24 protein-coding genes are annotated in these 26,179 nt (G+C 71.4%); 4 read left to right on the forward strand and 20 right to left on the reverse strand.

The window, feature by feature from the left end:
• The first annotated feature begins 212 nt into the window (after positions 1–212).
• The 3 genes from AB0B89_RS01665 to AB0B89_RS01675 are packed head-to-tail and all read left to right on the forward strand — an operon-like array spanning position 213 to position 4,431.
• On the forward strand, positions 213–2,252 hold the full coding sequence (locus tag AB0B89_RS01665; RefSeq protein WP_358546564.1) for a condensation domain-containing protein: 2,040 nt from the start codon (positions 213–215) through the stop codon (positions 2,250–2,252).
• Positions 2,253–2,305: 53 nt separating this feature from the next.
• A complete protein-coding gene (locus tag AB0B89_RS01670; protein ID WP_358546567.1) occupies positions 2,306–3,223 on the forward strand; it encodes an LPD16 domain-containing protein in 918 nt (305 codons plus the stop codon).
• Between the two features lie 44 nt (positions 3,224–3,267).
• On the forward strand, positions 3,268–4,431 hold the full coding sequence (locus AB0B89_RS01675) for a cysteine desulfurase family protein (RefSeq protein WP_358546569.1): 1,164 nt from the start codon (positions 3,268–3,270) through the stop codon (positions 4,429–4,431).
• Between the two features lie 96 nt (positions 4,432–4,527).
• Here AB0B89_RS01675 and AB0B89_RS01680 read toward each other — a convergent pair whose 3' ends face one another.
• The 18 genes from AB0B89_RS01680 to AB0B89_RS01765 all read right to left on the reverse strand — a co-directional run bounded on the left by AB0B89_RS01680 (position 4,528) and on the right by AB0B89_RS01765 (position 21,648).
• Positions 4,528–5,538 (reverse strand): hypothetical protein, encoded by a 1,011-nt coding sequence (locus AB0B89_RS01680; protein ID WP_358546572.1) that lies wholly within the window; start codon positions 5,536–5,538, stop codon positions 4,528–4,530.
• Between the two features lie 252 nt (positions 5,539–5,790).
• Complete coding sequence (locus AB0B89_RS01685; protein WP_358546575.1) at positions 5,791–6,960, reverse strand: ABC transporter permease; 1,170 nt, start codon at positions 6,958–6,960, stop codon at positions 5,791–5,793.
• Positions 6,957–8,135, reverse strand: a complete 1,179-nt coding sequence (locus AB0B89_RS01690; RefSeq protein ID WP_358546578.1) for an ABC transporter permease — start codon at positions 8,133–8,135, stop codon at positions 6,957–6,959. The genes AB0B89_RS01685 and AB0B89_RS01690 overlap by 4 nt, the downstream gene beginning before the upstream one ends.
• A 2-nt stretch (positions 8,136–8,137) precedes the next feature.
• Positions 8,138–9,121 (reverse strand): ABC transporter ATP-binding protein, encoded by a 984-nt coding sequence (locus AB0B89_RS01695; RefSeq protein ID WP_358546581.1) that lies wholly within the window; start codon positions 9,119–9,121, stop codon positions 8,138–8,140.
• The gene (locus AB0B89_RS01700) at positions 9,118–10,134 is read right to left on the reverse strand and encodes a right-handed parallel beta-helix repeat-containing protein (RefSeq protein WP_358546584.1); all 1,017 of its coding nucleotides are present in this window, start codon (positions 10,132–10,134) and stop codon (positions 9,118–9,120) included. The genes AB0B89_RS01695 and AB0B89_RS01700 overlap by 4 nt, the downstream gene beginning before the upstream one ends.
• Positions 10,134–10,751: a hypothetical protein gene (locus AB0B89_RS01705; protein WP_358546587.1), complete on the reverse strand. Its 618-nt coding sequence runs from the start codon at positions 10,749–10,751 to the stop codon at positions 10,134–10,136. Before AB0B89_RS01705 ends, AB0B89_RS01700 begins: the two co-directional genes overlap by 1 nt.
• Positions 10,748–11,533 (reverse strand): alpha/beta hydrolase, encoded by a 786-nt coding sequence (locus AB0B89_RS01710; RefSeq protein WP_358546590.1) that lies wholly within the window; start codon positions 11,531–11,533, stop codon positions 10,748–10,750. The genes AB0B89_RS01705 and AB0B89_RS01710 overlap by 4 nt, the downstream gene beginning before the upstream one ends.
• An 11-nt stretch (positions 11,534–11,544) precedes the next feature.
• Positions 11,545–12,393 carry an ester cyclase gene (locus tag AB0B89_RS01715; RefSeq protein ID WP_358546593.1) on the reverse strand — a complete coding sequence of 283 codons (849 nt, stop codon included), beginning with the start codon at positions 12,391–12,393 and terminating at the stop codon, positions 11,545–11,547.
• Between the two features lies 1 nt (position 12,394).
• Entirely contained in the window at positions 12,395–12,823 is a 429-nt protein-coding gene (locus AB0B89_RS01720; protein WP_358546596.1) for a phosphopantetheinyl transferase, read from the reverse strand.
• Entirely contained in the window at positions 12,820–13,725 is a 906-nt protein-coding gene (locus tag AB0B89_RS01725; RefSeq protein ID WP_358546599.1) for an ACP S-malonyltransferase, read from the reverse strand. The genes AB0B89_RS01720 and AB0B89_RS01725 overlap by 4 nt, the downstream gene beginning before the upstream one ends.
• Before the next feature lie 19 nt (positions 13,726–13,744).
• Positions 13,745–14,614: an alpha/beta hydrolase gene (locus AB0B89_RS01730; protein ID WP_358546602.1), complete on the reverse strand. Its 870-nt coding sequence runs from the start codon at positions 14,612–14,614 to the stop codon at positions 13,745–13,747.
• Positions 14,611–15,852, reverse strand: a complete 1,242-nt coding sequence (locus AB0B89_RS01735; RefSeq protein ID WP_358546604.1) for an FAD-dependent oxidoreductase — start codon at positions 15,850–15,852, stop codon at positions 14,611–14,613. The genes AB0B89_RS01730 and AB0B89_RS01735 overlap by 4 nt, the downstream gene beginning before the upstream one ends.
• Positions 15,849–16,616 carry a nitroreductase family protein gene (locus AB0B89_RS01740; protein ID WP_358546607.1) on the reverse strand — a complete coding sequence of 256 codons (768 nt, stop codon included), beginning with the start codon at positions 16,614–16,616 and terminating at the stop codon, positions 15,849–15,851. The genes AB0B89_RS01735 and AB0B89_RS01740 overlap by 4 nt, the downstream gene beginning before the upstream one ends.
• The gene (locus AB0B89_RS01745; RefSeq protein WP_358546609.1) at positions 16,613–18,880 is read right to left on the reverse strand and encodes a beta-ketoacyl-[acyl-carrier-protein] synthase family protein; all 2,268 of its coding nucleotides are present in this window, start codon (positions 18,878–18,880) and stop codon (positions 16,613–16,615) included. Before AB0B89_RS01745 ends, AB0B89_RS01740 begins: the two co-directional genes overlap by 4 nt.
• A gap of 31 nt (positions 18,881–18,911) precedes the next feature.
• Positions 18,912–19,976, reverse strand: a complete 1,065-nt coding sequence (locus AB0B89_RS01750) for a glycine cleavage T C-terminal barrel domain-containing protein (RefSeq protein WP_358546611.1) — start codon at positions 19,974–19,976, stop codon at positions 18,912–18,914.
• 3 nt (positions 19,977–19,979) lie between these two features.
• Complete coding sequence (gene fabZ / locus AB0B89_RS01755; RefSeq protein WP_358546614.1) at positions 19,980–20,531, reverse strand: 3-hydroxyacyl-ACP dehydratase FabZ; 552 nt, start codon at positions 20,529–20,531, stop codon at positions 19,980–19,982.
• Positions 20,528–20,818 carry a phosphopantetheine-binding protein gene (locus AB0B89_RS01760; RefSeq protein ID WP_358546617.1) on the reverse strand — a complete coding sequence of 97 codons (291 nt, stop codon included), beginning with the start codon at positions 20,816–20,818 and terminating at the stop codon, positions 20,528–20,530. Before AB0B89_RS01760 ends, fabZ begins: the two co-directional genes overlap by 4 nt.
• 80 nt (positions 20,819–20,898) lie before the next feature.
• Positions 20,899–21,648, reverse strand: coding sequence for a 3-oxoacyl-ACP reductase family protein (locus AB0B89_RS01765; RefSeq protein WP_358546619.1), 750 nt, complete (start codon positions 21,646–21,648; stop codon positions 20,899–20,901).
• Between the two features lie 135 nt (positions 21,649–21,783).
• Here AB0B89_RS01765 and AB0B89_RS01770 point away from each other — a divergent pair, with 135 nt between their 5' ends.
• Complete coding sequence (locus AB0B89_RS01770) at positions 21,784–23,397, forward strand: FAD-dependent monooxygenase (protein ID WP_358546622.1); 1,614 nt, start codon at positions 21,784–21,786, stop codon at positions 23,395–23,397.
• On the opposite strand, the gene AB0B89_RS01775 is transcribed toward AB0B89_RS01770, so the two are convergent.
• A complete protein-coding gene (locus AB0B89_RS01775; protein WP_358546625.1) occupies positions 23,313–24,848 on the reverse strand; it encodes a BTAD domain-containing putative transcriptional regulator in 1,536 nt (511 codons plus the stop codon). The genes AB0B89_RS01770 and AB0B89_RS01775 overlap by 85 nt on opposite strands.
• Positions 24,848–26,038 (reverse strand): macrolide family glycosyltransferase, encoded by a 1,191-nt coding sequence (locus AB0B89_RS01780; protein WP_358546628.1) that lies wholly within the window; start codon positions 26,036–26,038, stop codon positions 24,848–24,850. Before AB0B89_RS01780 ends, AB0B89_RS01775 begins: the two co-directional genes overlap by 1 nt.
• Between the last annotated feature and the right edge of the window lie 141 nt (positions 26,039–26,179).

Consider the following 26,179-nt stretch of genomic DNA (forward strand, 5'->3'; position numbering starts at 1 on the left):
GTGCCCATTCGAACGAAACCGGTCCGGTGGCAGGTTGTCACGTTCCTGAAGATGACACCGCGCCCTCGTTGTAACGCCCTTCGGAAAAGCCAATTCTCAATCGCATTCAACTATCCTGAGAAGCGCTGTCGATCCGACGACTGGCAAGTCGCACCGCCGGCGAACGGCGCATCGTGCGGAGTGGGCGTCGCGACCGACTGTTGGAGGCTGAGTTGTCCGCTGCCAAGAAGGCCGATCTCTGCTGGGGCCAGCGTTACATGTGGCTGAGGTATCACCAGCTTCCGCCGCGGGAGCGCCACGAGACGCACATCGTCCTGCACCTGGAGATAGCCCACGACGTCACCGTGGCGAACTGCCGGGCGGCGGTCAACTACCTGACGCGCCGGCACGAGGCACTGCGCACCACATATCACCTCGACGGCGGCGACCCGTACCAGCACGTGCATTCTCCGGCCGCCTTCCCGCTCATTCACGCGACCACGGAAAAGGACGGAACGGCCGCTCCCGGCGAGGTCGTGGAAAAGCTCACCACCACCGAATTCGACCTTTCCACGGAATGGCCCATCCGTGTGTGCGTCATCACCACGGCGGGCGTTCCGAAACAGCTCGTCCTGGTGCTCAACCACCTGGCGGTCGACATGTGGACCGTCCGGAAGATCAAGCGCGAGCTCAAGGTCCAGTGCGCCGGCTTCGGCTCCCGGCGGCCCGCCTCCCTGGAGCCGGTGCGTCACCAGCCGATGGACCTCACCCGGTACGAGTCCTCGCGCGAGGCCGCCGCCGTGGCGGAGACCGCCAAGGCGTTCTGGAGGGAGGAGCTCGCGAGGCTGCCCGCCGACACGTTCGGCGCGCGGCGTGTCCACGACGCCGAACCGGTGGCGCGCGGCGCGACGCTGACCTCACCGTCGATGCTGGACGCCAGCCGCCGCATCGGGGCCAGGCACCAGGTGTGGCCATCGCTGGTCCACGTGACCGCGTACACCATGCTGATGGCCGCCTACACAGAAAGCGGCACGGTGGGCCATCTCTCGTTCAGCGGCAACCGCGAGTCCAGCCCCTACTCCGACGTGATGACCTGCATGTTCTCCCCCATGCTGGTGCGGGTCGACTGTAACGACGACCCCACCTTCTCGCAGTTGCTGCGGCGCGTCACGGACCGCTTCGAGCGGGCGCAGGCCCACTCGTACGCTCCTTACGACGAGGTCGCCGAGCTGGTGTCGCGCGAGAGCACGCGGCGAGGGCAGGCCGTGCGCATCGGGTCGGAGCTGAACTTCATCAAGCAGCAGTCCAGGGACTCGAAGGCCAGGCGCACCAGGTTCACCTGGAGCCCGGCGCCGACGGGCTGGGCGCACCACGGCGGGGACACCTACTTCCGCGTCGACGAGTGGCGGGACGCCGTCGTCGTCACCCTCAACGCCGTCTCCACGGTGATGGACGCCGACTCCATGGAGCGGTTCCTGCGGGGCTACGAGGCCGTGATCCAGGCGCACGACGACCCTTCGGCGGACCTGCGGATCAGCGACGTCGCGCGGCTGGCCGGCTTCACGCCGCCCCCGCCGGCCGGGGGGCGGATGGCGGGAGCCGGGGACGACCTGGTCGACCTCGACCTCGTGGAGGCCGTGCTCGCGCTCCATCCCGCGGTTCGCGCCGCGCGGGTGTCCACCGACGGGACGGGCGGCCTGGTCGCGCACGTCGTCGCCGGCGAGCCCGTCACACCGGCGCGGCTTCGCACGCACTTCCTCGGCCACGTCTACGACCACCACCCGGTGCGCTGTCCTGACCGGTTCCAGATCGTCCACCAGACCCCCGAAGGCGTCCGGACGGAGGCCGAAGGGGATGGGCGGAGCGCCGAGCCCACCTCCCCGATGGGTGAGGCGGAGCAGACCCTGGCGGCCGTCGTGGGGCAGGTGAACGGGCTCGGCGACGCCGACCTGTCGGCCAGCTACACGGACGCCGGGGGAAGGGCGCTGCGGATCCCCCGGGTGCTGGCCGTCCTCGCGGACCACGGCTGGCAAGGGATCCGCGTCCACGAACTGGCCAGTGCCCGGCCGCTCCGCGCGCTGGCCGGCCGGCTGACCCCGGTCCCGGGCGCCGGACCTTTCCTGCCACACCTCGCCGGGACCGCACCGGGCCCCGGCACCGAGCGTCCGCCCTCCGGACCCGCCCCGGCCCGCTATCGAAGCGGCCGTGTCACGCGCGTGCCCGAACAGGCGCACCGGGTGGCCCCCGCCCTCGCCGAGGAGATCGCGCGGTGAGGACCCGGACCACCTGCCCGTACCCAGAACTTGAGCAAGACGGAGTGGTTTAGATGAATGACGCTCTAGAAGACCGTCCCTCCAACGGGGTCAGCAGGACCCACCAGTTCGTCGCGTCGGAGCAGGAGCTCCGCCAGGCGCTCGACCGCGAGCTGTCGGGCTTCGACCTCGACAGGCTGGTCATCATGGGTGGCCACTTCATGCTCTTCGAGGACGACGCCTCCGGCCGGCTCGTGCCCGGGGTCATCGAGGAGCAGAAGTCCGACACCATGCGGCGCAGGATCGCCGGCCGCGTCGGGATCTTCCCGGGATACAGCTGGACGATGTCGGTCGACCTGCTCAAGTCCTACTCGGAGGTGTGCGACGACGTACGCCTGCTCCTGTTGATCAACGACTGGCAGTACGTGCCGACGGCGGGCCGTCCGGCGAGCGAGCTGCGGGCCGAGTTCTTCGAGGGGTTCACCCGGTTGCCCGCCGAGTACGAGAAGGTCCTGCGCAACTCCGGGCTCTCGCCGGACCGCGTCCTGTCGAGCCGCAAGCACGCGCTGTCGTTCCCCGAGACGTGGCTGAAGTACCGCTTCCAGAAGGCCGCCGACAAGTTCGTCAAGCAGGGGCTGCTGGAGAAGCGCGTCCTTGAGACCGGCAAGGAGGACACCGACAGGAAGGACACCGAGGTGGCCTTCCTCGACGCGGAGGGCAACTACCGCACGCTCATCAGCTGCGGCATCACCGGATGCGCGGGAGAGATCACCGAGATGATCTCGGAGGTGTACCGCGCCGGCTACCGGGCCATCGTCATCTTCGCGCCGGGCGAGTGCCTCGCGCCCGTCCAGACGGGTGTCGACATCGCGCTGAACCTCTACCGCCTGACGGGCATGCTCGTGGTCATCGCCGACCCCGGCGGAAGCGGCGAGATGTCCACCGACGAGATCTACTCGAAGCTCGTGACGGTCAGCACCTTCCGCAGCTGACGCGCGGCGGCGCGGGCGAAACACCGACGGTGACGGACGGGACAATGAAGGTCATCTACCTGGACAACTGTGCCACGACACGCGTGGACGACGAAGTGTTCGACGCGATGCTGCCCTACCTGAGGGACGACTTCGGGAACCCGTCGTCGCCGCACGTCCTCGGCAAGCGGGCGCGCCGGGCCGTGGACGCCGCCACCGAGTCGGTGGCGGCGCTCCTCGGCGCCTCCCCCGAGAGCGTCGTCTTCACCTCCGGAGCGACCGAGAGCAACAACATCGCGCTGCTGGGGATGTTCGCGCACGACGACCGCTCGCCGGTCAACGCCCTCTTCTGCCCGACCGACCACAAGTCGTCTCTGGCGATCGGCCGGGCGCTGGGCAACCGGGGGATCGGCATCCGCACGATGAAGGTGCGCCCGGACGGGCTGGTCGACCTCCCCGACTTCGCCGGACGCCTCGACGCCCACTCCCGGGTGGCCACCGTCGCCTGGGTCAACAGCGAGATCGGCACGATCCAGCCCGTCTCGGAGCTGGCCGCGCTCAGCCACGCCGCCGGGTGCCTGCTGCACGTCGACGGAGCCCAGGCCGCCGGCCGGATCCCCATCAGCGTGGCCGGCGCGGGGATGGACACCCTCGCGATCTCGGCCCACAAGATCCACGGGCCCAAGGGCATCGGCGCCCTGTACGTGCGGCCGGAGGTCCGCCGCCGCCTGCACCCGACCACCTACGGCGGTGGCCAGTACGAGCTGCGCAGCGGGACGATACCCACCCACCTCGTGGTGGGCCTGGGCAAGGCGTGCGAGCTGGCGCTGCGCCGGCTCGGCACCGACTGGGAACGCGTCACGCGGCTGCGCGCCACGGCGCTGGAACTGCTCACCGCCCGCCTTCCGGGCGTTCGGTTGAACGGGTGCCCCCACGCGGGGGTGCCCCACATCCTGAACCTCGTCCTGCCCGGGGTGCGCGGCGAGAGCCTCGTGGCGAGCCTCCACTCCGTGGCGCTGTCCACCGGGTCGGCGTGCAACTCGGCGTCCCAGGAGCCCTCGCCCGTGCTCACGGCGATCGGGGTCGGCGCGGAGGACGCGAACAGCTCCATCCGGATCTGCCTGGACCCCGGCATGGCCGAGGAGGAGCTGGTGCGCGGCATCGAGCTCGTCTGCGAGCGGGCCGAGGGCCTGGCCGATGTGGTCGTCGCGATGCAGGGCGCGGGGTGACCTCCGCCGCCGGAGGCATCGGGGGACGGCGCGGCGCGCGCGACGACGTCCGATGCCGCCGGGCGGACAGGGCGGGCCGGGCGAACGCGGGCGCCGTCACGTGATGTTCGCCGAGAACCTGCGGGCCGCCTGGACCCCCGCCTGGAACCGGCTCGTCGCGTCGAGGTCGCGCATCAGCGTGGCGATGTGACGCCGGCAGCTGCGCACCGACATGCCGAGCTTGCGGGCCACGATCTCGTCGGTGTACCCCTTGGCCATCAGCCCGGCGATGGACTGCAGAAGGTCGTCCGCCACGTTGGCGTAGCCGGACTCGACTCCCTCAAGCGGTGTCGCCCCGTCCCACAGGTGGTCGAACAGGTCCAGGAAGAACTGGGCGACCCCGTGGTTGTGAACCCGCGCGACGTTGGTCTCCCCGTCGGACAGGCCGAACAGGACGACCAGCGACCGGTCGAAGACGACCGCGGACCTCGGTATGTGGCTGGTGGTGCACACCGCGGCGCCCGCGTCCGTCAGCTTCTTGATCTTCATCCGGGTGGAGAGGTCCGCGCGGTCCCGGTGCTGGCAGATGATGCGCACGGTGATCCCCCGCCCGAGCAGCGGCAGGTAGGCCAGCGAGAGCTCCTCGGCGTCGCTCTTGCTCGACTGCAGGATGAGCACCTCGTCGCGGCAGGCGTCGCCCGCCATCTTCAGGAAGCCCCTGACCTCCATGGTCCCCGCGAGGTACTCGATGGAGGTGGAGCCCGAGCTCTGCCCGCCGGAACCGGCGCCGTCCTGCCGGAAGACGTCGATGCGCTCGCGGATCTGGTCGATCAGCTCGCGGCGCTGGTACATCTCCCGCTCGACGGAGGAGACCAGCGACGCGGTCGCGACCTCCGGATCGACCGGGACGAACCGCGTGCCCGTGGCGCTCTCCTCCGTCCTCAGCAGGCGGCTGGCGACCAGGTGGTCCACCGCCTCCTGCATCTCGTGGATCCCGATGCCGAGATCCGCCGCCGCCACCTCCAGGGCCTCGATCGAGCCCTTTCGCGCGGCGTAGCGGTACACGTCCCTGACCTGGTCGCCGCCGGCCGGTGCCGCTCCGCCGATTAATCTGGCCATCGTCTTCATGAACTCCCCCTCATTGTCGTGTCACCTGTCCTGGTCTCGCTCACCGGGCACCGGCCCCCGCGGCCCGGAACTGCTCCGCCACGGACGTACGTACCGCCCGTACGCGGACTTCTAGAGTTGGACGCCGAGCCGGTGGCACGCCTCGGCGTCGATGTATCCCCTGCGCGGGGCGATGGCCGACCGCGAGGAGTTTCCCCTTCATCGAGACCCGCCCTTCCTGGAACGGCCGTTGAGCGACATACGGATGGCGGATCAGGTGAGCGTCCGGGTACGGCGGCCGAACAGGACCAGCGAGAGGCCGAGCAGGAGGGCCGCCATGCCCGCCAGGACGGCGACCGGAAGGAGGACCGCGCCGATGCCCGTGCCCGGTTTCGACAGGGTGAGAAGCGCGTCCATGCCCCACGCGTGCGGGAAGAAGTGGCCGATCGTGTTGAGGGTCTCCCCCGCGGCCTCCTGGGGCCACAGGCAGCCGCCCAGCATGCCGAGCACGATGCCGAGGGGCGGGCCGATCGCCGGGGCCTGCTGCGAGGACTTCACCAGGCTGCCGACCAGGATCGCCGCGCCGGTGGCCACGAGCGCGAACACCCCGACGACGACGGCGACTCCGAGGGGGTCCCCCCACGAGACGCCGAACACCGCGGTGCTCACCACCATGATCAGGACCGCCTGGGCGACGGCCACGATGAACCTGCTCAGCGCCTCCCCGAAGAGCACCGACCGCCTCCGGACGGGCGCGGTCAGGGAACGCTGGATCATCCCCAGCCTGAGGCTCTCGGCGAGCGCGGCGGCGACGGCCATGGAGTTGATGAAGGTGAAGAGCAGCAGGTTGGCCGGGGCCGTGTAGGCGAAGCCCCGAGGGTGGGCGGCGGTGTCGGAGGACACCACCGCGACGCGGCCCGACTCGGCCTGCGCCTTGCGGACGTACTCCTCGGCCTGCCGCGGGGACGCGCCGGCGGTCCTCGCCGCCCGGGTGGCCTCCAGCACGGCGGCCACCTTCCCGATCGCGACGTCGACGGCACTGCGCGCCGCCATGCCGCTGCCGTTCGCCTGGGTCATGACCAGCTCGAACTTCGTCGATCCTTCTGGGATCACCAGGCCCGCGGCCAGGGAGCCCTCCCGGACGCCCGACCGCAGGTCTTCCTTGGTGTCCACGCGCGTGATCGCGAGGTCGGGGTGCTCGCGCAGCTCGGCGAGGACGGCGCCGGTGACCGGGTCCGTGCCCTTGGCGACCACCCCGACGGGCAGCTTGGAGGCTCCCGCCGTGCCCCCGCCGAGCGCCATGCCGACGAAGACGATGCTCAGGAAGGGCATGACCACCATGAAGAACAGGCCGACCTTGTCACGGGAGTGACGGCGCAGGTTGGCGGCCACCAGCGCCAGGACCGGACGCGGCCTGAGCCGGTCCGCGATACGCGGCGTCATACGAGCAGCCCCTTCCTGAACCCGAGCGCGGCCAGGACGCTCGCCACCAGCGCGATCAGGCAGAGGACGGCGATGGGGACCGCCACCGTGGCCAGGCCGCCGCCGGAGCCCGCGAGCCCGGTCAGCGCCGTCGAGGTCCAGCCGTTGGGGGTGAGCAGGGCGATCTTCTGAAGCACGTCGGGGAGGTTGTACATCGGCACGAGGCTGCCGCCGAAGAACGCCGCCACGAACGAGACGACCATGATCACCCCGTCGGCCTGGGCGTCGGTCCTGGCCCTGCTGGCCACCAGCATGGTGATCGCCGTGGCCGCCAGGACGTGCGCGACGAGCAGCGTGAAGACCGCCGGCGGGTCGCCCCAGGTCGAGCCGAAGATGAGCACCGAAGAGCCCCAGGTGACGCAGACGCTGACCACCGCCAGCGCGAACCCGACGGCCGCCTTGCCCACGATCGGGACCCACGGCCTGATCGGCGCGGCCAGCATCCGGTTGAGGGTGCCCTGCTTCCTCTCTGTGAGCAGGCTCCTGAACGAGGCGCCCACCACGAAGAAGGCGAACAGCGCCGCCATGCCGGAGCCGTAGTACACCGACAGGTCGACCTTGCCTCCGGCCATGGGGTCGTTGGTGAGCGTCAGCGCGGGTCCCGCCGCGCCGTTGCGCTCCACGAACTCCTTGACCTGGTCCGCGGGCACCCCCGCCTGGAGCGACGCGCGCACCGCGAGGGTACGGGCGTCCACCAGCGCGGAGATGTGGTCGACGATGGCGTTGGCCAACACGCCGGCCAGCGGGGCCTCGGCGGAGCTGAGCACGTTCACCTTGCCGCCGTCACCGGCCCCGACGCTGGCGCTGAACCCCTTCGGGAACACGATGGCCGAGCCGATGTCCCCGGCGTCGAGCGACTCGCGCGCCTCCTGCTCACTGGGCAGGTCGCGGAGCGTCAGCGTGCCCTGGAGCTCCTTGGTGGACATCACCTCCTTGCGCACGCTCGCGGGGAACTCCCCGCCGTCTGAGTCGACGAAGCCCACGGTGGCCCGCAACGGCGGGTCGTCCCCGCCGAGGGCCAGGCCGAACAGGGTCGCCAGGGCCACGGGGACGATCAGCGCGATCACCAGGGCCGTCCCGTCGCGCAGCCGGGTGCGCAGCTCCAGGGCGCTTACCGTAAGAAGCGATCTCAGCATGGTCAGTCCCGCAGGGTGCTGCCGGTGAGGTGCATGAAGGTGGCCTCCAGGTCGGGTTCGATGACCTCTACGGCGGTCACGGTGGCGATGCCGTCGACGGCGCTGATGATCGCGGGCAGCAGGTACCGGCCGCCGTCGGCGATCAGCCGCACCGAGCCGGTGCCGGTCCTGACCGCCTCGATGACGCCCTCCACCGTCCGCAGCTTCGCGAACGCGACGTCCACGTCCCCGTCGAGCATCAGCTCGATCTTGTCCGCGCTGCCGACCATGGAGACGAGCTCGTGGCGGGTGCCGTCGGCCACGATCCTGCCGTGGTCGATGATCGCGACCCGGTCGCAGACCCGCTCCACCTCCTCCATGTAGTGCGAGGTGTACAGCAGGGCCATGCCGTCGGCGACGAGCCGTTCGACCCCGTCGAGGATGGCCTTGCGGCTCTGCGGGTCGACGCCGACGGTCGGCTCGTCAAGGATCAGCACCTCGGGTTCGTGCAGGAGCGCGGCGCCGATGTTGATCCGCCGCTTCATGCCGCCCGAGTAGGTGTCCAGCTTGCCGTCCGCCCTGTCGGACAACCCGACCAGTTCGAGCACCTCGTCGATGCGCCTGGCCAGCGCGCGGCGCGGCAGGCCGAAGATCCTCCCGAAGAAGCGCAGGTTCTCCCGGCCGGTCAGCTCGGGGTAGAGGGCGATCTCCTGCGGCACGTAGCCGATCTTCGACTTCGCCTTCATCGGGTCGGCGGCGAGGTCGGTGCCGCCCACCAGCACGGTGCCCGCGTCCGGCCGCAGCAGCCCCACCAGCATGGAGATGGTCGTGGTCTTGCCCGCGCCGTTGGGGCCGAGGAGCCCGTAGGCCTCGCCGGGGGCGACGGAGAAGCCGACGTCCTGGACGGCCACGATGTCGCCGTACTTCTTGCTCAGACCGGCGCAGGACATGGCGGGCACGGTGCCGGGCACGGGGCCGGATAAGGGGCCGGACACGGGAGCGGTCATCGTCCCCACCCCTCCACGTCCTCGGGGACGCCCTTGTCCGCCTGGTTGCCGGCGAAGGTCTGCCGTGTCAGGTCGGCGTCGATCTGGAAGTCGAGCGGGCTGTTGCCGGTGACCTGGTTCCACAGGATGTGGTTGTCCACGGCGTCGTCGCCGCCCCAGTCCTTGGACGAGCCGAGGACCAGCGCGCCGCCCATGACGGAATCGCCGCTCGGGTGGTTGTCGTGGATCAGGTTGTCCACCACGACGACGCGGTGCGTGCCGATCAGCGCGAGGCCCACCCCGGAGATCGGCGGGCCCGCCGCGCCCAGCCCGTCGGGTTCGGCGCCGCTGGCCAGCCCGTTGCCGCGCAGCTCGTTGCCGGAGACCAGGCAGTCGCGGACGCCGCCTTCGGGTTCGCCCTCATAGGTCTGGTTCAGCAGCATCATGCCGATCGCATTGCCGTGGCTGACGTTGCGCACCACCCGGGCGGTGGAGGAGTTGTCGACGAAGATGCCGAAGGCGTTGGCGAAGGTCTCGTTGCCGGCGATCCGCCCCTTCGCCTCCGGGCAGAAGCTCAGGGCGATGCCGCCGTACTGGCTGCCCGACGCCCGGCACCCCACCACCTCGCAGCCGGAGGACTCGCGGACGTAGATGCCCCAGACCGCGTTGTCCCTGGCCTCGATGTCCTTCACCGCCAGCCCCGCGACCGAGTGGGCGTAGACGCCCGCGCCGGAGAACCCGCTCACAGAAAGCCCGTCGATCGTGACGTCGCGGACGCCCTCGCCGTACACGCTGACGCCGCTGACGACGTCCTCGGACGCGTCGTGGAGACGGGGGACGTCCGGGGGCGGGGAGTCGCCGGGGACCAGCAGGGTACGTCCCTGGCCCATGCCGCTCAGCGTCACACCGCTGTGCCTGATCCACACGCTCTGCGCGTACGTGCCCTCGGCGAGCTGGATCCGCGCCCCGGGCCCGGCCTCGTCGAGCGCCCGCTGGATGGACTCGCCGGGCTGGACCGACCTCACAAGGGACATCACCGGTCCTCCTTCCTGTCGACGAAGACGATCGCCAATGAGACGAGCAGTCCGGCGCCGTACCCCCACCGGGCCGCGCCCGCCACCGTTTCCACCACCGTGTCCGCCGTCGTTTCCACTACCGCGTCCGCCACCGCGTCCGCCACCGCGTCCGCCACCGCGTCCGCAGCCGTGTCCGCAGCCGTGTCCGCAGCCGTGTCCGCCGTCGCGGGCGCCACGGTGCCCCCCGCCGCGCCCACCGCAGGGCCTTCCTGTGACGCCAGCCGTACGAGGGCGGCATCGCGGCAGGCGCCACGCACGTCGTAGGTCGCGCCGCCGGTCAGCGTGAGGCCGGTCGACGCGGTCAGCTCCTCGGCCGCCTCGTCGAGCAACCGGCCCGGCCACCCGGAGGGCCGTTCGGGCCTGGCCTCGAAGTCGTGCCAGCTGAACCCCGGCGGGCGGCCACCCACCGCCTTGATGAAGCTCTCCTTCACGGGGAACGCCGCCTCGCCGGTGCCGAGCTCCCGCTCGGCGGGGGTGGTGATGTGGCGGCTGAACACCGCCCCGCCCCGTTCGGCCGCCCTGGCGAGCCGGTCGGCCTCCACGATGTCCACGCCGATGAGCACCGGCGAGGTCATGCCGAGACCCCGGCGCAGCGGGTGAGGAAGGGCTCCAGGTGCGCCGTGTACTCCTCGGCACGCTCGATCATGGGGATGTGCCCGCTGTCCTCGACGACCAGCACCTCGTTCTCGGGGTACTCGGCGAGGACCGTCAGCCACGGGTCGACCGGGGTCATCCGGTCGTGCCGGCCCCAGATGTACATCGACGGGATCCGCACCTTGTCGAGCGCCGGCCTGACCTGGTATTTGCGGGTGGCCTTGAGGCTCCGGGCCATGCTGACCATGGCGGAGGGCTGGAGGAGCATGGTCCCGACCTCCTCCATCTGCGCGTCGGTGAAGAAGCGCTCCTTGCTGTGGAACAGGGCGGCCAGCATGCGGTCGCCGAACTCCTCGCCGACGGGCCGTACGCTCCCCCTCCGGTCGAAGCTCAGGCCGACGTCGGGGTCGGGGGTGAGGCCGGGGGCGCCGCTCACGACGATCCCCCGCACCCGCTCCGGATGGCGGCCGGCCAGGTCGATCGCCACCAGGCCGCCGAGCGAGTTCGCGCAGACGATGACGTCGCCCACTCCGGCGGCGTCGCAGGACTCCAGCAGCGCGTCGCCGAGGCGCTCGATGGACCCGGCCACCGTACGGTCGAGCGCGCAGATCGCCTCGTTCGTGCGCAGGACGCCCCAGCCCGCCTTCTCCAGATGCCGGAAGGGGTGGTCCCAGATCCAGCCACCGGCGAACAGCGCGGACATGAACACCACGGCCGGCCGGGTGCCGTCGCCGAGCCTGTGCTCGGTGGTGAAATCGGACATGGCTGCTCCAGTCACAGTAGGGAGACGTCTTCGGGAACCCACCCGCAGCCACAGGCCGCGCCCTCGCCGACCTTCACGACGCCCTCGCACTCGGGGCAGCGGGCGTAGTCGCGGACGGCGGAGGGAAGCCAGACGCTGGTGAACGCCCGGGTGCAGAGCCCGCTCTTGAAGAAACGGCGCATCGCCCGCTGGTGCGGCCGCGCGTGCACCGCGCGGACGGACTCCGGCCGGTCGAACGCGCTCAGGGTGAACTTGCGGTCCCCGATGTCGAAGGTCGCGACGCCGAGGAAGCCCTTGGACGCGCTCAGGGACTTCACGATCTCGACGCTGAGCAGGTCCACGTCGGCGGCCTCCGCGTCGTCGCGGATCTCCAGCCAGGTCAGCGTCAGGGCCCCGGGCCGCTCCGTACGGCCCGCCCTGGCCCGCGCGCTGGTGCCGAACTCCCGCACCTCGTCGGCCTCCGGAACGAACCGCGCCGAATAGCCGAGCGCCTCGGCGACCGCCAGCCGGTCGAAGCACCGCCGTACGTGCGCGCCGTCCTCGCCGAGGGTCACCAGGTCGGTGCCGGTGACGCTGACGGAACCCCCGACCGCCGGCATGCCGAGGTAGGGCGCGCGGTGGTCGGCCTGGAGCGTCCACGACAGGGTGGCCGCCTCGTCGTCTCCGGTCACGCGGTCGACCAGGAAGCGGAGCTGCTTGAAGCGGGCCAGCACCTCGGCCGCGTGCGCGGCCAGCGCGTCCCCGCTCAGCGCTCCGCCGGAGTCCGGGTCGCTGTAGGAGGCGGCCGACGCGGCCACGGCGGCGGCGTCACCGGCCTGCCAGGCCGCGAGGTGCTCCTGCGCGATCTTCCTCACGTCCATGTCACTCCCCGCCGATCTCGTCTTCGGGCAACCGCCCCGAGGTGACCGCCACAGCGAGCACCCGGCCGGAGGTGTGGCTGAGCGAGAGCCTGATCTGGCTGCCGGGGTCCGCCGCCGCCATCAGCGCCCCGCCGAGCCGTACGGCGGGCGGGTGCCCGGCGTGGCACGCGGCGGTCCTCGCGCAGTTGGCGGTGGGCCGGGGCAGCACCTCGGCCTGGCCGAGGTGCTCGGCCGTCGGCGGAAGGCCGAGCAGCCGCAGGACCGCGTACTTGCCGGCCAGACGGCCGGCCCAGTGCTGTAGCGAACCGCCTGAACCCGACCGGATGCGCTCGGCCGCGGTGTAGACCTCCTCCAGCCGCATGTCGCCGACCAGCTCCTGCGGCCGGGTGAGCCCGGCGAAGCCGACCATCGCGCTGCCCCACCGGTTCATGCGGCACGCTCCCTCGCCAGGCGCCGGAGCGTGGCCGGATCCGCCATGCTCAGGCAGCGCGCGCCGGCACGCCGGGAGAGTCCCGCGAGCACCTTGCTGTCGCCCACCTCGACGCCGGGGGCGATCTCGTCCACGGCGGTCACGGTGGCTGTCCACAGCACCCGCCCGGTGAGCTGGGCGATCAGGGCCTCCCTGATCACGTCCAGGTCGGTGGTGGGCTCACCGGTGACGTTGGGCACCACGGGGACGCGCGGCGGGCTCATCGGCGCGGCGCGCACCGCCTCGGCCCAGCCGGGTACGGCCGCCGCCATCAGCGGCGAGTGGAAGGCGTTGCCCACCTGGAGCGGCACGATCTTGCGCGCCTCTGAGGCGTTGGCCGCCAGCCGTTCGAGTGCGGGAAGGGCGCCGGAGACCACCACGTGGCCGGGCGCGTTCTCCAGCCCCACCACCAGCGGCTCCTCGTCGGTGCCCGCCTCGGCCGCCAGCTCCTCCACCTCCGGGACCGGCAGGCCCATCACCGCGTGCATCCCCCCGATGACGCCGACCCCGGCCATCAGCCGCGACCGGAGCTCCACCAGGCGGACGGTGTCGGCCAGACCGAGCACGCCCGCCGCGTGCAGGGCGCTCAGCTCGCCGACGCTGTGCCCGGCGACCACGCCCGGCTCGAACCCCTCCTCCGCCAGCACGGCGAGCGCGGCCAGATTGCACGCGGTCACGGCGACCTGCGCGTGCTCGGTGGCCACCAGCCGCTCCAGCGGCCCCCGCGCGCACACCGGGGAGATCGGCCGCGACAGCAGCCCGTCCACCTCGTCGAGCCGGTCGCGGGCCGCCGGCCTGCGGCGCAGCCACGCGCCCATCCCGACGCGGACCGTGCCCTGTCCGGGGAACAGATAGCCAAGCATGAACGCCTTCCCTTTCCGCCTACAGCCGTCGCCGAGGGCGCCTTTCCTCGGTGGCGGCCCGCTCGGTGCCGAGGAAGCCGAGGAGCAGCTTGTTCACCTGGTCGGGTGCGTCGAGCGGGATCCAGTGGCCTGCGTCCTCGATGCGCTCGTAGCGCCACGGTCCCTTGACGTACTTGCCGGACGCCGACATGCCCTCTTCGAGCAGGGCCTTGTCCCCTGCGGACCAGATGCCGAGCGTCGGAGACAGCACCGGCGGGAACGGCCGCGCGGGCCGCAGCTCGGCCTCGGGCGACCGGTTGGCCCGGTACCAGTTCAGCCCTGCGGTCAGGGCGCCCGGCCTGGCCAGGTCGCGCAGGTAGCGGTCGTAGTCGCCGTCCCTGCCCATGATCTCCTTGAACAGCCGCCACCCGTTGCGGCGCAGCAGTTCCTCGCTGACGCCGGGGAACTGGTAGAAGAGCATGTACCAGGAGGCGGCCCGCTGCTCGATCGACGGGTTGGCGAAGACGCCGGGGTGCCCGACCGACAGCACGGCCAGGTGGTCGACCCTGCGGGGCATCAGGAAGGCGTACATCCACGCGATGGCCGCCCCCCAGTCGTGACCGACGATGTGCGGTTTGCGGATGCCGAGCTTGAGGGTCAGCGCGACGACGTCGTTGAGTATGGTCTGCATCCCGTAGGCCTCGATCTCCTGCGGTTTGCTGGAGTCGCCAAAGCCCCGCAGGTCCGGCGCGATGACCCGGAAGCCGCCCTCGACCAGCGCCGGGATCTGGTTCCTCCACAGATACGAGGAGTCGGGAAAGCCGTGGAGCAGGACGACCGGGTCGCCCTCGCCCTCGTCGACGTAGGCGATGTCGACGTCGTTGACCCGCGCCGTCTTCTTCTCATTCATGCCGTCTCCCTGAACAGCCGCTCAGCGAAGAACTCGCTGAAGCCAAACTCGGGTACGTCCTCGGGGGCGACCATGTTGAGCAGCCCGGTCACCTGCGCGGCGAAGTTCTTCGCCATGAGCCGGCGCACCCGGCGCCGTCGCTCGACGGCGGCCTCGCCGAACTCCACGTGCAGCCTGCTGATGATGGACGCGCCGAAGTCCAGGCGCTCCAGGCGGAACGCCCGCTCCTCCAGATAGGGGGTGAACGCCTCCGGCGACCAGTCGTCGCCGCCGAGGAGGATGTCGCAGACGGTCCTTGAGTCCCGCATGGCGCACGACAGCCCGGTGCCGAGCACCGTGTCGGCGTTGCCGGCCTCGTCGCCGATCAGCACCACGCCCTCCCTCAGCGGGGGCCCTTCGGGGACGCTGGACACCGACGGCCACACCGAGAGCGGCCCCGCGGGGATGGCCTCGGTCACCGCCTTGCCCCGGTCGGGCAGGCATTCGAGCTCGAAGGCGGCGAGGAAGCGCTCCACGCCGCCGGGCCCGCGATACCGGTGCTTGTTCACCGTGGGGAAGTTGAGGTAGAGGCGCGCCCGGCCGTACCCCTGGGGGAAGACCATGAACATGACGTCGCCCGAGGTGCCCATGGCCTGCACGTCGGCGGGCCAGCCGTCCATGCCCTCGACCATCATGCCGCCGCCCCAGTGGTGCATGGAGTTGCGCATCGTGATGCCGATCTGACGGCCGACGGTGCAGCCGCGCCCGGTGGCGCCGAGCACCATCCTGGCCCGGATCTCGTGCTCGCCCTCGGGGGTCTGGTAGGTCACGACCGGTTCGGCGCCGGCGGTGACGCCGATGCGGGCCGCGTCCATCACCAGCCGGGCCCCGCTGTCCACCGCCTGCGCGGCCATCAGCTCGCAGACGGCGTGGTGCGGGAACGACAGCGGCCCTCCGATGCCGGGGATGAAGCGGGTCATGTCGACCGCCTCCACCTCCTCGCCGGAGACGGCCTCGTCCCAGGTCATCCACTCGCGGATCTCCCAGCCGCCACCGGCCGAGAAGCAGTCGTAGACCCCGAGCCGCTGGGCCTCGCGGATGCCCCAGGGGGCGAGCCACTCCCCGCGCACCAGGTCCTTGTAGGTCTCCTGCTTCTCCAGCAGCACGACCGACAGCCCGCCGGCGGCCAGCCTGCAGGCCGCCGACGCGCCCGAGATGCCACCTCCGACGATGACGACGTCGGCGTAGTCGACGGTCATGCCTCCCACCTCTCCCAGTACGTGCGTTCCTTGGCGCTGTATCGATCGGCCGGGCGGAACTCCGTGCCCACCGTGTAAGCGACCGGGATCATGCAGACCTGCGTGACCCCGGTCGGGATCCCGAGCAGCTCGCCCACCTGCCGCTCGTGGGGGACGTGCATGCAGGTGATCGTGCTGCCGAGACCCCGGCTGCGCAGCGCGAGCTGGAACGACCAGACGGCCGGGAAGATCGAGCCGTAGAAGATGCTCGCCCGCATCCAGCCGTGCTGCACCAGGTGCCCGGGGTCGTCGGCGGCCTTGCCCGACATCCGGTCGTCCCACGCGGCGTTGATGGCCGCGACGTCCGGCGGCCGGCCGAGGACGCACGGGATGACCAGGACGGGCACCCGCGCGATCGTGTCGACGAGCGCCTCGGCGGACTCGTAGTTCCTGCGCGCCTGGCTGTTGTTCCTGCGTCTGCCGGCGTTGGTCCACATGTCGTTCCTGTGGAACTGCCAGGACGTCAGGATCAGCTCGGCGATCTTCTCCTTGACGCCGGGATCGCCGACCACCAGCCAGCGCCAGTTCTGGTGGTTGTTGGCGGTCGGGGCCTGGACGGCGACCTCCAGCGCCTCCTCCACGACCTCGCGGGGCACCGGCCGGTCGAGGTCGAGCCTGCGCCGCACGGACCGGGTGGTGGTCAGCAGCCGGTCGGTCTCCGTCACGTCGAAGGGCGTGCCGGTCATGAGGCCCGCCGCGCCGGCGGCCTCGCTCGGTCCGGTCATGGGGCCCCCAGCAGGACGGCGCCGTGTACGGAGCCGGGCGCCGCGGTGAGCACCAGGGCCTGGCCGACGGGATCGGGCAGGTTCGGCTTGGTGACGTAGGAGTCGAGGTCGCCCACGTGCGGGGACGCCAGCCCGGTGAGGGCGGGCGCGATCCCGTCGCGGATCGCCAGCGCCGCCAGGGCGATGTTCATCGCCCCGGTCGCGGCCTGGCAGTCGCCGGTGTGCCCGGACGAGGTGGTCAGGACGGCTCCGGGCGCGGCCTCCAGCACCGCGGCGGCCTCCTCCGCGTCGTACGACCCGCCGGTGCCCGCGCCGACCACCAGGCCGGGGCGGGCCCCCGGGATGCGGGTGAGACCGCGCGCGATGGGCTCGCGCCCGTCGTCCCCTCCGGCGCCCGCGTGGCTGGTGCCGAGGACGCGTGCGTAGGCCCGCCCGCCGCGCGCCGCGCAGTGCTCCGCCGCCTCCACCACGAAGGCGACGGACGCCGACCCGGGCACCGTGCCGGAGTGCCCGCTGTCGTACGGGGAGACCGTGGCGTCCTCGGGGACGGCCGCGACCGTCTCGTCGGCCGCGACCACGAGCACCACGTCCGCCTTGCCCGCTCTGATCATTTCGAGGGCGCAGTCCAGGGCGATCGAGGCCGACGCGCCGCCGTTGCAGATCGTGGTGGTCGGCCCGCGCAGCCCGAGGGTCTGGCAGACCGCGCCGCCGGTGGCGTTGAGCACGACGTTGGAGAAGCTCAGCACGGCCGGCTTGTTGGGGTCGGCGGCGATGCTCTCGTCGAAGCCGCCGGTGCTCTCGGCCGACCCGGCGCCGGTCGCGAACACCAGCCCGACGTTGTCCAGGTCCTTCCTGGGCAGCTTGAGCTCCGCGTCCTCCCAGGCGAGCCGGGACGCGGCGATCGCCATCCGGGACAGGTGGTTCATGTGCCGCCACAGCGAGCGCGGCGCGAACGTCCTGCCGTCCAAGGAGGGAGACAGCCCGAGGGCCTGGCGGCCCGCGACGACCGCCTCGGTCACCTCGGCGACGCCGACGCCGAGACCGCTGACGGGCCCGAGGCCGGTGATCACGGCCTCACGGCGGGGCAGCTCGTCGTGGTCACGCTCGCCCCTCGGCGTCGTGAGCACGAGCGCGACGTTGTTGCCGCCGAACGCGTAGTTGTTGGACACGACGGTGTCGATGGGCATCCGCCTGGCCACGTTGGGCACGAAGTCCAGGTCACCGGGCACGGCGTCCTCGGCGAAGCCGATGGTGGGCGGCGCGGTGCCGTGCCGCAGCGCCAGCACGCTCGCGACCGCCTCCACCGCGCCCGCGGCGCCCAGGGTGTGCCCGACGAACGACTTGATGCTGCTGGTGGGCACCCGGCCCGCCCGCTCGCCGAAGACCACTCGCATGACCTTGGCTTCCATCGAGTCGTTGGCCGGGGTCCCGGTGCCGTGGCCGCTGACGTAGTGGACGTCGTCCGGGGTCAGCCCGGCGTCGGCGAGCGCGCGCCGCATGGCGCTCGCCCCGCCCCGCCCGGTGGGGTCCGGCGCGGTCGCGTGGTAGGCGTCCGCGGACAGGCCGTACCCCGCGACCTCGGCCAGGGGCGTGGCCCCTCGCGCGAGCGCCCGGTCGAGCGGCTCCAGCAGCAGGAACGCCGCGCCCTCGCCGAGGTTGAGCCCGTCGGAGTGGCTGTACGGGCGGCAGGGGCCGGTGCTGAGGGCCTTCAGCCCGGCGAACCCCGCGTAGGTTCCGAAGAGCAGAGGATCCACCCCGCCCGCGAGGACCACGTCGGCCTCGCCGGTGAGGATCTTGTCCTTGGCGAGGCCGACGGCGTTGCCGCCGGCCGCGCACGCGGTCGACACCAGGATGCGTGGCCCACGCATGCCCAGCCGCCCGGCGACCACGTCCTCGGTGCGGTGCATGGGCTGGTAGCGCCCGGCCGCGTCGGGAGTCGCCTGGCACTTGCCGAGAATGATCCCGAACCGGTCGGGATCGAGGTCGTCGTACGTCAGCCCCGCCTGCTCGACCGCCTGGCGTGCCGCGACGAGGGCAAGCTGGGCGGTGCGGTCCAGGCCGGCGTCGGAGTCCGGCAACTGCCCGGTGATCCACTCGTCGGGAACCTGGCCCGCGTGCCGTGCCTCGAACACCGCGAAGGTCTCGTCCTCGACCGGGGTGAGGCCACCCTGGCCCGAGGTGAGCCGCTGCCAGAAGTCCGCGGGATCGCGGCCGATGGCACAGATGACTCCCAGGCCGGTGACGACGACGGGCCGCAGCGCCATGCTTGTCTCCTCATCAGACGATCGACGCGGATCAGATGATCGGGATGCTCCAGCTCTTGGGCACGATGTAGGGGCTGGTCAGCGTGGTGACCTCCGCGTCGTCCACGGTGAACTCCAGTCCCGCGGCGGCGAGGTCGGCGTCGACCCGCGCGAGGCCGAGCGTCGTGCCGAGGCCGACGCTGTGCACCGCGTGCACCACCTCGCCGACGTCCTGCCCGCCGGCCAGCACCCTGGTCCCCGGCTGGGGGATGGACGCGCCGCCGCTGAAGCCGACGGTGCGGCGTCCCTGGCCGGACTCCAGCGCCTTGAGCACCGCGTCCTTGCCGATGAACTCGTCCTTGGTGACGTCGACGAGCCAGTTGGCGCCGATCTCGATCACCGAGGTCCCTTCGGTGGCCTCGTGGCGCGGTATCGGCTGGCGGACCTCCAGCATCGCCAGCTCCAGGGCCTCCTGCCCCGCCGCCCCGGCGTGCTCGACGGCCTGCCTCCACAGCTCGGGGGCGGCGTCCCGGGGGACGATCATCTGGTAGCCGTACTCGCCGGTGAACCCGGTCCGCGCGAAGATGATCTCGGTGTCGCCCCACGTCGTGTCCACGACGGACTCGAACGGCAGCGAGGCCAGCTCGCCGTCGATCAGCCGGCCGACCACGCCCCAGGCGTACGGCCCCTCAAGGCCGAGGACCGTCAGCTCCCCGGAGCGGTCGGTGATCTCGACGCCCTCGTCGTTGTGCTCCCTCAGGTGCGCGAGCAGGCGCGTGCCGGCGCCGCAGGAGCTCTCCAGCAGCATGCCGTTCTCCCGGCCGAAGGCCAGCACCTGGTCGACGACCTGCCCAGACTCGTCGAGGACGAGGCTCATCATGCAGCGCTCGGAGGTGAGGTACTCGACGTCGCGGGCGATCACCCGCTGAGCGAAGTCGACGGCGCCGTCACCGGTGACCTCGATGAGGCTGTGGCCGCTCAGGTCGAGCACGGCGGCGCGCTCCCTCAGCACCTTGTACTCGTCGGAGACCGCGGAGTAGCGCAGCGGGACGGAGGAGTCGCCCACCTGACCGTAAACGGTGTCCTCCGGATGCAGGTTCGCGAGGACGGTAGCCATGGTTCACACCTTTCGTACGGAGACGTTGCCGGCGGGGTCGGCGATCGTGAGGTTTCCTTCGGCGGCGACGTGGCCGTCCACCCGCGCCGACACCCGGTACTCGGCGAAGCCTCCGCCGCCTCCGGTGCGCTCGGCGGACAGGACGAGCTGGTCGCCCGGGACCACCGGCCGGCGGAACCGCATCGACCTGACCCCGGCCAGATAGCTGATCCTGCTCGCGCCCGCGAGGGCGAAGACCACCCCGGCGAGCTGGGCCATCGCCTCGACGATGACCACGCCGGGCAGCACGGCCTCGCTCGGGAAGTGGCCCTGGAACCACAGCTCGGTCCCAGCGACGTTCTTGGTCGCCGTGCCCTTCACTCCCGGCTCCACCTTGCCCACGCGGTCGAGCAGGAGCATCGGCCAGCGGTGCGGGAGCACCTCGCGGATCTGGTCGTTCGTCAGCCCCGAGATGACGGGCGCCGCCGTGCCCGCCGCGGTGCCCGTGGCCGCCGTGGCGGTCGAGGGGCCGGTCGAGGGGCCGGCCACGACCTCGGCCGCCACGTCGAGCGTCATGCCGATGCCCGAAGCGCGGGATTGACCTCGTCCGCGAGCCGGGACACCGAGCCGAAGACGGCCATCTCGCTGTCGTAGAGCGCCACGCCGAACTCCGCCTCGATGGCGACGTAGAGCTCCAGGACATCGAGGCTGTCCAGTTCGAGGCCGCGCCCGAAGAGCGGCTGGTCGTCGGTGATCCACTCAGGCTGGATCTCCAGGTCGAGCCGGGACACGATCATCTTCTTGATCTGGGCGCAGGTCTGCTGACGCTCGGCGGCCTTCGCACGGAGCTCATCGATGGTCATCCATCCTCCTTGGGCATCGGGGCAGGCTGGTGGTGCTGGTCGGGCTCGCGGGCCGGCACGGTCCGGTGGCCGGGAGGTGCTCAGGCAAGGCCACCGCCGTGGGCGACCACCACCGCGCCGGATATGTACGACGCCTTGTCCGAGGCGAGGAAGCTCACGATGGACGCGATCTCCTCGGGCCGCCCGATGCGGCCCAGCCGGATGCGGGACTCGTACTGCTTCCTGATCTCGGTGGGCACCTTGCGTGTCATGTCGGTGGAGACGAAGCCCGGGGCCACGACGTTGGCGCGCACCCCGTGGGGGGCGGCCTCGTTCGACAGCGCCCGGGTGAAGGCGATGATCGCGCCCTTCGACGCCACGTAGTTCGTCTGGCCGGGGAAACCTCCGTCGAGCCCGCTGCTCGACGAGATCGTCACGATCGACCCGCTGCGCTGGTGCTGCATGAGCCGCAGGCCCTCCCGGCAGCTCAGGAACGTGCCGGTGACGTTGATGTCCATCGGCTCGCGGAACTGGTCCAGGTTCATGGCGATGAGGTAGCGGTCGAGGGTGATGCCGGCGTTGGTCACCAGCACGTCCAGCCGGCCGTGGTCGGAGCGCACCCCGCGGAACATCCGCCGCACGGCGTCCTCGTCGGTGACGTCCGCCTGTACGGCCGTGGCGCCGCCGCCCTCGCTCTCGATCTGGGCCACCACGTCCTTGGCGTCCTGCTCGGAGCGGCCGTAGTTGACTATGACGTGAGCGCCCTCCCTGGCCAGGTCGATCGCGACGGCCCGGCCGATGCCGCGCGACCCGCCCGTCACCAGGGCCACGGAGCCTTTGGCAAAGAGCATCATCGCCTCCAGGGGTTTGCCGACAAATCAAACAATTGGGGATCTGCTCGAAAGCTACTAGGGCGAGATATCACGCCTACATCATGGAGTTATCCCTGCATTGACGGAGATAACGGCATATACGAACCTGACGTCATGGATACGCTCGATGTCGAAGTTCTGATCGTCGGCGGCGGCCCGGTAGGCCTGTCCGCGTCCATTGAGCTCTCTCGGCACGGAATATCCTCACTCCTCGTCGAGAAGCATCCGGGAACGTCGATTTTCCCCAAGGCGCGCCTCATTTCCACCAGGACCATGGAGCTCTTTCGCGCCTGGGGAATCCAGGAGGAGGTGGAGCGCACCGGGATGCCCCGCGAGGGCGTCCTGGCGGTGGGCGTCGGCACGTCCCTGGCGGCCGGCGACTTCCTCCGGGCCGCCGCGGCCATCCAGGAGGACGCCCCGCAGAGCCCGACCTACACCTGCCTGTGCTCCCAGGACCTGCTTGAGGTGATCCTCCGCAGGCACGCCGAGGAGCGGCCGGTGGCACACGTCCGGTTCGCGACCGCCATGACCGAGACGCGCACCACCCCGAGCGGCGTGGAGGCGGTCGTCGAGTCGGAGGGTTCCCGCACGCTCGTACGCGCGCGGTATCTCGTGGCCGCGGACGGCAGCCGCAGCACCATCAGGGACGGGCTGGGCATCGGGGTCGAGGGACCTCCCCCGATGGGCCACATGGTCAGCGTCATGTTCGACGCCGATCTCGGCGGCCTGCCCGCCGACCGCAGGGCCGCGCTGTCCTTCCTGCGCAGCGACCCGCCCTGCGCGGTCGAGGCGGTGGACAACCGGCGCCGGTGGATGCTCCAGACCGGGTACGACCCGGCCGAGGGCGGGAGCGCGGACGACTTCACCGAGGAGGTGTGCCTGGCGGCCGTCCGGTCGGCGGTCGGCATCCCCGACCTGCCCGTCCGCATCCTGGGCGTCATGCCGTGGCTCCAGCAGGCCGTGGTCGCGACCGGGTTCCGCGAGGGCCCGGTCTTCCTGGCCGGCGACGCCGCGCACGTGGCGACCCCGCAGGGCGGGTTCGGCATGAACTGCGGCATCCAGGACGCGCACAACCTCGCCTGGAAGCTGGCCGCCGTCCTGCGCGGGACCGCCGGGGAGGAGCTGCTCGCCACCTACGAGGCCGAGCGCCGTCCGATCGCCGCCCGGACGGTCGAGGAGAGCCTGGTCAACGCCCTCATCACGTTCCGCATGATGCAGGGGAAGCTGTCCATGCGGGAGTCCATCGAGCAGCAGGCCGGCCGCCGCAGCTCCGAGGGGCTGATCCTCGGCTTCCACTACTCCTCGGACGCCGTGGTCCCCGACGGCACGCCGGAGCCCGCGCCGGACGATCCGTACCGGACCTACGTCCCGGTGGCCCGCCCAGGTCACCGCGCTCCGCACGTGTGGCTGTCGGGGCACTCGGGCCGGGTTTCGACGCTCGACCTGCTCGGAGCGTCCTTCACCCTCATGACCCCGGCGGGCGGCGGGTGGCTCCAGCCCGCCAAGGAGGCGGCGCACCGGTACGGCGTCGCGCTCACCGCCGTGGAGATCTCCCCCGACGGCTCCACCCCGCTCACCTCGCCCACCTGGGCGGAGGAGTACGGCGTGGGAGCGACCGGCGCCGTGCTGATCCGCCCGGACGGTCACGTCGGCTGGCGGTCGCCCGGCGGGGAGGCGTCGCAGGAGGCGCTCGCGGGGGCGCTGGCCGCGATCCTGGCCAGGTCGTGACGGGGCCCCGCCCGTGAGCACATCCGGGCGGCGCCGAGACGCAGGGACAGGGGGTTCCCCGAGGAGGTGGCGACGAGGTCCGTCACCGACTGCGCCCGGAACGGGGCGTACGACGTGCCGACGAGCAGGTCCGCCAGTTCCCTCGCCACCTCGGCCGCCAGGGGCCGGACGAACTCGCGGTGCGCCCCCTGCCTGGCCACGAGCTCGTCGAGGGGGTCGGCGCTGGTGACGACCACCCGGCAGTGCGCGCCGCCGGGCAGCAGGGGCCGCACCTGCTCGCTGTCCCTGGCGTTGTCCAGCACCACGAGCAGCCGCCTGCGCGCCGTCCAGCTTCGGTAGAGGGCCAGCTTCTCGGCCCGGTCCAGGGGGATCTCGTGGGCCGGCACGCCGAGCGCCCGCAGGAACCGGTCGACGACCGCGTCCGGGTCCTGTGCCGGGCCCTCGCCGTCGCCGCCCATGTCGGCGAAGAGCTGGCCGTCGGGGAACCAGTCGATGCGGTTGTGCGCCCACCGCAGTACCAGCGCGGTCTTCCCGACGCCGGCCGGGCCGCTCACGACCATCGTGCCGGGCACCGCCACCCCGGGATCCGGCCGCATCGCCAGGTCCAGCGCGATCGTCTCCTCGTCCCTGCCCACGAACGGCAGGACCTGCGGAGGAAGCTGGCAGGGGACGACCGGGCCTGCGGCGGCGGGCCTGTGGGCGGGGGGCCGCATGAGCGCCGACTCGTCCCTGAGGATCTGGTCGTGGAGCCGCCGCAGCGCCGGGCCCGGTTCGAGGCCGATCTGCTCCAGCAGGTACCTGCGCGTCTCCTGGTAGGCGCGCAACGCCTCGGCCCGGCGTCCCGCCCGGTACTGCGCGAGCATCAACTGGGCCCGCACCCGCTCGCGGAACGGGCACTCCGCCACCAGCGCCAGCAGCTCCGGGATCACCTCGTGGTGGTGCCCGAGCTCGATCTCCAGCTCCAGGCACGCCTCCATGGCCTCCAGGCGTGACTCCTCCATGCGCGCCACGTCGTAGCGCAGGCCCCGGAGGTCCTCGAAGGGGTTTCCCCGCCACAGCGCGAGAGCCTGGCGCAGCAGGTGTACGGTGTCCTCCTTGTCCCTGCCCGCCTCCTCGACGCGTGCCCGCGCCACCAGCGCCCTGAACTGGAGCCAGTCGATGGTGTCGGCGCCCGCCCGCAGCAGGTAACCGGGGCTGGACGTCTCGATGGCGCCGGCGCCCAGCGTGCGGCGCAGCCGCGACACGCAGATGGCGATCTGCCTCCAGGCGCTCCGCGGCGCGGAGCCGGCCCACACCGTCTCGATCAGCCGGTCCACGCTGACGACCCGGTTGGCGTTCAGGACCAGGCTCGCCAGGATCGCCAGCTCCCGGTTCGCGCAGATCTGCAGCTCAGCACCGTCCTTGAACACCCTGAGCGGTCCAAGGACGCGGAATTCGAGCGCCCCGCCCATCAGCCGGTCCGCGTCAGGTACTGCTCGATCTCCTCCGCGGCGCGGACGGCGCCACCCGCCGCCCGGACATCCTGTCGCATCGCGCTCGTGGCGCGCCGTACGTCCTGGTCGGCCGCGACGCCGAGCACGGCGTCGCGCAGCCGCTCCGCGGTGACGTCGGCAGGAGGCAGGACCCGGCCGAGACCCAGTTCCTCTATGCGCCTCGCGGCCGGCCAGTCGAGGCCGGAGGTCGGGACGACGACCATCGGGCAGCCCGAGTGCAGGGCCTCCATCACCGTGCCCATGCCGCCGTGCGTGACCGCCACGGACGCGTGACGCAGCACGCTCAGGTGCGGCACCCAGCGGTGTACCTCGATGTTGGAGGGCAGCGGGCCGAGATCGGCGGGATCCATGCCCTCCGCCACGGTCATGACCACGTGCAAGGGGATGTCGCCGAAGGCCGCGACGCAGGTGCGGAAGAACCCGGGGTGCTCGTTGAATACCGCCCCGAAGGAGACCAGGGCGACCGGGAGCCCGTCGCCCGGGGGTTCCCACCCTCCGAGGAAGCTCCGTTCTCCGAGGCAGGGGCCGACGAAGGAGAACCGCTCGTCGAAGGTGTCCCCGGCGAACTGGAACGCCCGGGGAATGGTCACCAGGCTGAAGTCCTGGACCTCCCACCACAGTTCCGCGGCCGGGACGTCGACCCCGTGGGAGCGGGCCATCGCGCCGATCCTGGCGAGCATGTCGTCCACCCACCGGGTCAGCGTGGGCCCCTCGCCACCGGGGTTGTAGACGGCGTTGAGATAGGAGAAGTGGGCGTTCGACGCGAAGAAGGGGATGAGCTGCGCCGCCGGGCGCCCCCATTTCCTGGCGAGGACACGCCCGGCGTAGAGGATGGAGGTGTCGTACACGATCATGTCGGGCCGGTCGCGCATCTGCTCGTCGAGGGCTTCCAGCATCGCCTGGCTCTCGTCCAGCAACAGTGACAGCAGATAAAGCGGGTCGTCGGCGAGATCCAGGAAGTTCGCCTTGCGGTATTTCGAGTCATAACACAGGACGGTGGCACCGGTCTTTTCCACGATGGCCGCCATGCTCTGCGCGGTCAGGTAGGTGACCCGGTTTCCTCTGCGAACCAATTCGGCGACCACGGCCAGATTCGGTATTACATGACCATGATCGGGATGACACATGAAAAGATAGTGTCGCGTCATGTGGAAATCTCTCCGGCAGATTACGCGGGTATGCGCTACTCGCAACCTAATAAGGGTTCCCCGAATCACGGCACCCCCTAATCCCCCCTGTCACCCCCCCTCAACCACCCCTCCTCATAGGGGTTCCCCTATTCGGAGGGG

Source organism: Sphaerisporangium sp. NPDC049002 (genome assembly GCF_040649355.1).
GTDB lineage: Bacteria > Actinomycetota > Actinomycetes > Streptosporangiales > Streptosporangiaceae > Sphaerisporangium.